At 71.2% G+C, this 8231-nt stretch carries 2 protein-coding genes and 1 pseudogene; all 3 read right to left on the bottom strand.

Translation table 11 applies throughout. The features are described from left to right. Nucleotides 1-3277, bottom strand: a pseudogene (locus I0Q12_RS26035) (amino acid adenylation domain-containing protein); the annotation flags it as partial. After that, nucleotides 3274-3963 (bottom strand): DUF6875 domain-containing protein, encoded by a 690-nt coding sequence (locus I0Q12_RS26030; protein ID WP_197256120.1) that lies wholly within the window; start codon nt 3961-3963, stop codon nt 3274-3276. The gene I0Q12_RS26030 and the pseudogene I0Q12_RS26035, both read right to left, overlap by 4 nt. Nucleotides 3964-4232: 269 nt before the next feature. After that, the coding region (locus I0Q12_RS26025) for an amino acid adenylation domain-containing protein (RefSeq protein ID WP_197256118.1) at nt 4233-8231 on the bottom strand (3999 nt) is incomplete at its 5' end.

The following is an 8231-nucleotide window of genomic DNA, read 5'->3' as shown; positions in this document are numbered from 1 at the left end:
CCGGTCCGGTACATCCGGCTGCCGGGTCCGCCGAACGGGTCCGCGACGAACCGGCCCGCGGTCAGGTCCGGCCGATTCCGGTAGCCCCACGCCAGGCCGGGGCCCGACAGGTACAGTTCTCCCGCGACTCCGACCGGCACGGGTCGCAGCCGCTCGTCGAGGACGAGTTCGGCGATGCCGCGGATCGGTCCGCCGATGCCGACCGGGCCGTCCGCCGCGACCGCACCGAGATTCGACATGACCGTCACTTCGGTCGGCCCGTACGCGTTGAACATCGTCCGGCCGGGCGCCCACCGCGCCACGAGTTCCGGCGCGCAGGCCTCACCGGCCGCCACCAGGCACCGGAGCGACCCGCGCCCGACGGGGTCGAGGGAGGCGAGCACCGACGGCGTCAGGACCGCGTGGGTCACCGCCCGGTGGTCCATCAGCGCGGCGAGATCGTCTCCGCCGTAGGTGCCCGGGGGTGCGATCACCAGTTGCGCGCCGGAACCGAAGGCCCACAGCATCTCGAACACCGACGCGTCGAAACTCGGGGACGCGAAGTGCAGCACGCGGGACGCGGGATCGGCGCCGAACCGCTCCCGCTCTTCCGTCGACAGACACGTCAGGCCCCGGTGCGGCACGACGACACCCTTCGGGGTTCCCGTGGAACCGGACGTGTAGATCACGTACGCCGGGTGATCGAGGTGCAGCGGCGCGGTGCGGTCCCGGTCGGTGATCGGCTGCGGCGAATGCGTGGCCACCGCGTCGACGGCGGCGGGTTCGTCGATCGGCATCCACGGCACGTCCCCGGGCAGCGTCGGAGCCGAAGCCGTGACGGTCAGCCCGAGTGCCGCCCCCGAATCGGAGAGCATGTGCTCGATGCGCGCGGACGGGTAGGTGGGGTCGACCGGGACGAAGGCGGCCCCGTCTTCGCGACCGCCCACACCGCGAGCACCGACTCGTACGAGCGCGGGATCGCCACGGCGACAGTCGTTCCGGGCCCGGTGCCTCGTGCGATCAGCAACCGCGCCAGTCGGTTCGAGTCGGTGTCGAGCCGGCCGTAGGTGATCCGCCGGTCCCCGCACCACACGGCGACCGCGTCGGAGTCGGTGCCGGCCGACGCGGCCAGCAGATCCGGCAGGGTGGCCGCGGGGACCGCGGCTGCCCCGGTGACCGGGGTCAGCTCGGCGCGTTCGCGCGGCGACAGGACGTCGAGGTCGCCGAGCCGCACCATGGGTTCGGCCACGCCCTGTTCGAGAATGCGGCGGAACCGATCCGCGCAGGCGCGCACGGCCGCCGCGTCGACTGCGGCGCTGAACTCGAAGTCGATCGTCAGGCCCGCAGGGTGACAGGCGTCGGTGAACGTCTCGGCGACGGTCACCCGGACGGCACCGAATCCGCCGCGGTCGCCGGGTGCGGGGGCGGTGATCGACACACCGGCGACGCCGGAATAGGTCGCTTCGCGCACTCCGAGCACGACCTGGCACGGCGACGGCGACTCCCCGCCCCTTGTCAGCTCGTCCAGGACCCGGGCGAGCTCGATCCCGGTATGGGAGAACGCACCGAGTTCGCAGTCGCGTGTGCGGGCGACGGCCTCCGAGAAGGTGGTCGCGTCCTCCACCCGCGTGCGCAGCACGACGGCATCGACGCCGGTCCCGGCGCGCACGGGGGCGCCGATCGTGATGTCGTCGGAATCGACGGATCTGCTCAGCGCAACGGCGAGCGCGGTGTGCACGACCGAGTAGGTCCGGGTGTCGTGGGCCCTGGCCAGGCATCGCGCCCGGCGGTGCGTCCGGGCATCGACGGCGACGCGGGTGCGGTCCCCGTGTTCCGGATGCGCGGACGTCGGGCCGCTCGCCGGTCCGCCGGACGTCGGCAGGTTCGCGAGGGTGCGACGCCAGTAGTCGAGGTGCTGCGCCGCGGCGCGCCTGCGCTCGCCGGCACGCACGCTGTCGGGATCGATCGCGGACAGCGGCGTATCGGGCGCCGAGGACACGAATTCCTGGACGAATCCGACGAATCCACCGTGGAGTTCGTGCAACTCGTCGTCCCGATAGCGGCCGGGATTGCCCCGGAATTCGAGGTAGGTCGTCGGCGGTGTGCCGCTCTGGTACACGTTGACCAGCAGGTCCTCGACCGGTCCCGACGTGAGCACATGGAATTCACCGACGAGGGGCCCGAGAACGATCTCCTCGTGGAAGAGCATGACGTTCACCATCGGGGCACTCGCCCGGCGGGTGTCGGCGCCGAGGTCGCGCATGATCGTGGCGAGGTCACCACGCTGGTGCCGCAGTGCGCCGAGCAGTTCGCCCTGGACGCGGTCCACGAGGTCGCCGACGGCGTCGTCGGGTCGCACCGCGATCCGCAGCGGTGCGACGTTGACGACCATGCCACCGGACCGGCGCAACACCGCGGTGGTGCGGCCCGACACCGGAATGTCGACACGCACCTCCGGCCGGCCCGTCAACCGGGACAGGTAACACGCGAATCCGGCGATGATCGAGGCCGCCGAGTTTCCGCTCGCGCGGTTGTCGGTGTCGAGGAGCCGGGCCGCGGTGGCATCGGCGAGCGCGGCGGTGACCAGGGTGTTGTCGGCAACGGCCGGGGCCCGGCGCTCGCTCAGGCTCGAGCCCTCCGTCAGGACGGCGAGCCGTTCGGCCCAGTACTCGCGGTCGGAGTCGAAGCGCGCCGACTCGCAGTAGCGGCGGTCGAGGTCGTACAGGGCGCGCAGGTCGGCGGCACCGTGAGGTTCGGGCTCACGCCCCTCGGCCGCCGCGGTGTACAGCGCCGCGATCCGCTTCACCATGGTCATCGCGCCGTAGCCGTCCAACGCGACGTGATGAATTCGGCTGTACCAGAGATAGTGCTCGTCGCCGAGTCGCAGGATCGACGACGCGACGAGCCGGTCGGTGGCCGGATCCATCGGTGCCGTGTAGTTCGCGTGCATCCAGGCGTGGGCCGCCGCGACCGGGTCCTCGTGGGCCCGGAAGTCGAGCACCTCGAGGTCGGAGTCGAGCGTCGGATCGACCACCTGGTACGGCTCGCCGTCGACCTCGGTCAGCCGCAGGAACCCGGAACCGAACTCGAGCCCGGCCACGACGGCCACCCGCTGGAACAGGTCGACGTCGAGCGCCCCGCGGAATTCCACGTACTGGGCGATGCACAGCGGCACCTCGGGTGCGAGTTGCTGCGCGAACCACATCCCGTACTGGGCGGGTGAGAGGGGAAACGGGGTCGTGCTGTCCTTGCCGGCCGGCCCGGTGGAGGCAACGGGCGCGGCCGAGTCCGTGCTCATGACGCGAGCTTCTCCGCAATCTCGGTGCGGACGGACGACGGGACCGAACCCGCGAACTTCTTCAGGTAGGCCAGGACCCATTCGCGGTCGGCCGTCAGGAACGGGAAGTCCGAGCCGACCATGTGCCGGACGGCAAGCATGGGCACCGGCGCGTCGAGTGCCCGGAACTCGCTGTTGCGCAGACCGGACACCGTGCAGCCCGGGTAGAACTGGCCGAGCATGAGGCCCTGAACGACGAAGTCGGACTTGCGATCGTTCTGCACGCGCTCGATCAGGTCGTAGTCCGTCAGATCGGGGAAGACCACGACGACGGCCTTGAGGGCGGCGTCGGCGCCGGTGTCCGGCGGAAGTCCCGGGAAGAGCTCGGCGAGGTCGTCGGCGATGGCGCGCATCCGGTCCTCCCCGACGTCGGTGCCGGGGACGAACGCTGCCCAGAACAACCGCCGGGTGATCGACGGGCCGGCGAACGGGCAGACCGGGCCACGCCGGCCGAGGTCCTTGTGCGGGTGGCACAGGTAGTCGACCGCCCAGCGGCGCACCGTCGGTGCGCTGGGGTGCTCGTCGATGGCGAACCCGTCGAAGAGGCTGACGAGTTCGATGCCCGACCGGGGGCCGCGTACGGAGGGACCGGGAGGGGTGGACGCCGGGGACGTTGCGGTTTCCAGGCGACGAGTGGTAGCCGGCATTTGCTTCTCCAAGTGACTGTGGATGGTCGGACTCATGGCGGTCCGTCTTCTGGGAATGTCCGTTTTTTGGGAATGTCCGTTTTTTGGGAATGTCCGCGATCGGTGCTGCCGATAACTTTCGGCCGCTTCACCGGCGGGGTCACGAGTAGTGCGCTACCTGTTTCGCGCTCCGGAACGGGTAGCGCGCAATGTGCTGGACTGTCGCTGTCGTGACATCTCTAGAATCCCGCGTTCCGGCCGACGTCACCAGTACCCAAGGGGGTTTCTGTTCACACCCTGTGGCCCGCCGCGCCCTGACGCGTACCTGCCGAGCCGGTCCGGGCCGCGTCCGCACGAAGCAGGTGCCGGGCGAGCTCGGGACCGATCTCGGCGAGGGCCTGCGGACTCGTCAGCTCCTGGTGGGTGGCTCGCACCGCGTGCTCGTCGATCCGGCCGGCGACGTGCGCCTGCCAGGCCGCTGCGGCGGTGGGGTCGCCGGCCGATTCCGCGGCCGCGAAGTACAGCACATCGAGATCGGGCGACGCCGACGGACTATGTGTGACAGCGAGTTCCACCGTCGCGGTGAACACCCGGTGCAGCATCTCGACGCGTTCCGGCGTCACCGCGTCGAACAGGCCGCCGGTGCGGCGCAGCACGTCCGCGGCTTGTTCCGCGGTCAACGTGTCGCCGGCCGGCAGGTCACCGAACTCGGCGAGCAGTTCGGCCAGGGTCGGTGGTTCGCGGCGGATGTCGTCGTCGCCCAGCAGATGCGAGTCGAGCATCGTGAGGGTCGCGACTTCGGAGCCGAGTCGCACCGCCATCTCGTGGGCGATCTGGCCGCCCACCGAATACCCCACCAGGTGGTACGGGCCGTCCGGCTGCACGGACCGGATCTGCTCGATGTAGCGGTCGGCGAGGTCGCCGAGGTCGGTGAAACGCGCCTCGGGGTCGGTGAGCGCCGGGGACTGCAGGCCGTACACCGGGCGATCGCCCAGGTAGGGCACCAGACCGGTGAAGCACCAGGCCAGGCCGATCGCCGGGTGGATGCAGAACACCGGCGTGCCGGTGCCGTCCGGGCGCAGCGGAAGCAGCGGCGCGAGCGCGTCGTCGGCTTCGTGGTCCGGCGCGGTGGCGATCCGGTGGGCCAGGGATTCCGGGGTGGGGTCGGTGAAGATCCACTGCACCGGCACCTGCCGGCCGATCCCGTCCGAGATCTTGGCCATCAGCACGGTCGCGCTCAGGGACGTGCCGCCGAGAGCGAAGTAGTTGTCGTCCAGCCCGACCCGATCGATCCCGAGATCCTCGGCGAACGCGTCGGCGACGACGGTCTCGGCGGCGTCGCGCGGCGCCCGGTAGGCGACGCGGGTGTGCTCCGGCCGCGGCAGGGCGGCCCGGTCGAGCTTGCCGTTCGCGGTGACCGGGACCCGAGCCAGGACGGTGACGGTCGCGGGAACCATGTGCGGGGCGAGCCGGGCGCGGGCGTGGCCGAGCACGGCATCGACGTCGACCTCGGAGCCCGGGGCCGCGACGACGTAGCCGGCGAGCCGGTCCCCGTCGGTGTGGGCGACGGCGTGCGCGACACCGGGATAGCCGAGCAGCGCCGATTCGATCTCGCCGAGTTCGATGCGGAATCCGCGGACCTTCACCTGCTGATCGGAGCGGCCGACGTAGTCGAGTTCGAGCGTCCCGTCCTCGCGGCGGCGCCAGCGCACCAGATCACCCGTGCGGTACATCCGCAGCCCGTCCGCGGCGGCGACGAACCGAGCCGCCGACAATCCGGGACGGTTACGGTAGCCACGGGCCGAGCCGGGACCCGACAGGTACAGTTCCCCCACCACCCCGACCGGGACCGGCCGCAGCCGCTCGTCGAGCACCAGTTCGGCGAAGCCGCGGATCGGGCCGCCGATCGTAACCGGTTCTCCTGCAACGAGAGCGCGACCTGCATTGGACTGAATCGTCGTTTCCGCGGGACCGTAGGTGTTCACCATGGTCCGGCCAGGGGCCCACCGCGCGACGAGTTCCGGAGGGCAGGCCTCGCCACCGACGATGACCGTGCTCAGATGGTCGAGTCCGTCCGGATCCACCGTGCCCAGCGCAGCGGGGGTCAGTGCCACGTGCGTGACCTGCTCGCGCGCCAGCAGATCGGCGAGCTCGCGCCCGCCGAACACCCCGGGCGGGGAGATCACCAGACGACCACCGGCCCCGAAGGCCCACAGCATCTCCAGGACGGCCGCGTCGAAACTCGGCGAGGCCGCGTGCAGCACCCGCGCGTGCGGGCCGAGTCCGAACCGGGTGCGCTGTTCGGCCACCAGGTTCGCCAGGCCCGCGTGGGTGACCTCGACGCCCTTCGGCACCCCCGTCGATCCGGACGTGTAGATGAAGTATGCGGGATGCTCGACCAGCAGCGGCGCGACCCGATCCGCATCGGTCACCCGATCGATCGACGCCTGCTCGCACGGCTGATCCAGGTTCAGCCACGTCACCGATTCCGGCAATGCATCACGCGCATCCGAAATCGTGACCCCCACCGTCACAGCCGAATCCGCGAGCATGTGCGCAATTCGCGCCGCGGGATAGTTCGGGTCGACGGGAAGGAACGCGGCCCCGGTCTTCACGACCGCCCACACCGCGAGCGCGGATTCGAGCGACCGCGGAATCGCGATCGCCACCGCAGACTCCGGACCGACACCGGCGCGGATCAGTACCCGCGCCAGCCAATTCGACTGCTCGTCCAGCTCACGGTAGGTCAGCCGGCGCTCCCCCGCGACCACCGCGACCGCGTCGGGGTCGGCAGCCGCCGCGGCCGCGAACAACTCGGGCAGGGTGACGGCGGGGACCGACGCACCGCCCGACACCGGGACCAGTTCGGCGCGTTCGGCGTCGTCGAGCAGGTCGAAGGCGCCGAGCGGACGCGTCGGCTCGGCAACGACGGCCTCGAGCAACCCCACGAACCGACGCGCGAAACCGTCGACGGTGCTGCGGTCGAAGATGTCTGTGGTGTAACCGAATTCGGCTTTCATGCCGGCGGGAGCGCCGGAACGGTCCCGGGTCTCGTCGATGCTCAGGTACAGATCGCACTTGGCGACCTCGAGGTCGATGTCGACGGTCTCGACGGTCAGCCCCGGCAGGTCGAGGCGGGTCGCGTCGAGGTTGCGGAACTCGAGGAGCACCTGGAACAGCGGCGAGTGCGCGGAGGATCGCACCGGGTCGAGCGCCCGGACGACGTGGTCGAACGGGACGTCGGCGTTCCCGAAGGCGGCGAGGTCACCGTCGCGCACCTGGGCCACCAACTCGCCGAAGGTGGACTGCGGTGCGATGCGGGTGCGGAGGGTCACCGTGTTGACGAACATGCCGACCATGTCGTCGAGCGCCGCGTCGCCCCGGCCCGCCACCGGCGTTCCGATCGCGAGATCCGCTGTGCCCGCGAGCTTCCCGAGGAGGACTGCCAGCGCGGCGTGCACGACCATGAACACGGTGGCGTCGTGCTCGCGGGCCAGCTCGGTGACCGCGCGGTGCAGGTCCGGGCCGAACCCGAACGGCACGGCGGCCCCGTGCGCGGAGCGATGCATCGTCCGCTCCCGATCGGTCGGCAGTTCGAGCAGTTCCGGCAGTCCGTCGAGGGTGTGGCGCCAGAAGTCGATCTGCGCGGTCGCGAGCGAGTCCGGGTCGGTGTCGTCGCCGACGACCTCCCGCTGCCACAGGGTGTAGTCGACGTAGTGCGCGGGCAGCGGCACCCACAGCGGCGCCTGCCCCTGCGCGCGGGTCGTGTAGGCGAGCATCACATCCCGTGCGAGCGGCGCCATCGAGAAGCCGTCGGCCGCGATGTGGTGCAGCACGATCGCGACGACGTGCTCCTGGGAGCCCAGCCGGAACAGGGCGGTGCGGATCGGGACGTCGACGCTCACGTCGAAGCCGATGGACGCGACGGCGCGCAACCGTTCCCGCAGCTCGGATTCGCCCGTCACCGGCATCGGCGTGAGGTCGGCGGTGACGCTGCCGGCGGGCAGCACGACCTGATGCGGACCCTGCTCGGACGACGGGTGAACGGTGCGGAGAGCCTCGTGCCGCTCCAGCACATCGGCGAGCGCGGCGCGCAGCGCGTCGAGGTCCAGGTCGCCGGTCAGGCGCAGCGCGATCGGGACGTTGTAGGCGGGGGAGGTCGGATCGACCTGGTTGACCACCCACATCCGCTGCTGCGCGAGCGACAGCGGCACCCGCTCCGGCCGGGGACCTGCCACCAGGGCGGGCCGGTCCCCCGCGCGACGGCCGGCCGCATCGGCGCGCGCGGC

Origin of the sequence: Rhodococcus sp. CX (assembly GCF_015865005.1) — a bacterium.
Lineage (GTDB): Bacteria > Actinomycetota > Actinomycetes > Mycobacteriales > Mycobacteriaceae > Rhodococcus.
This window is presented reverse-complemented; position numbering and strand designations above follow the sequence as displayed.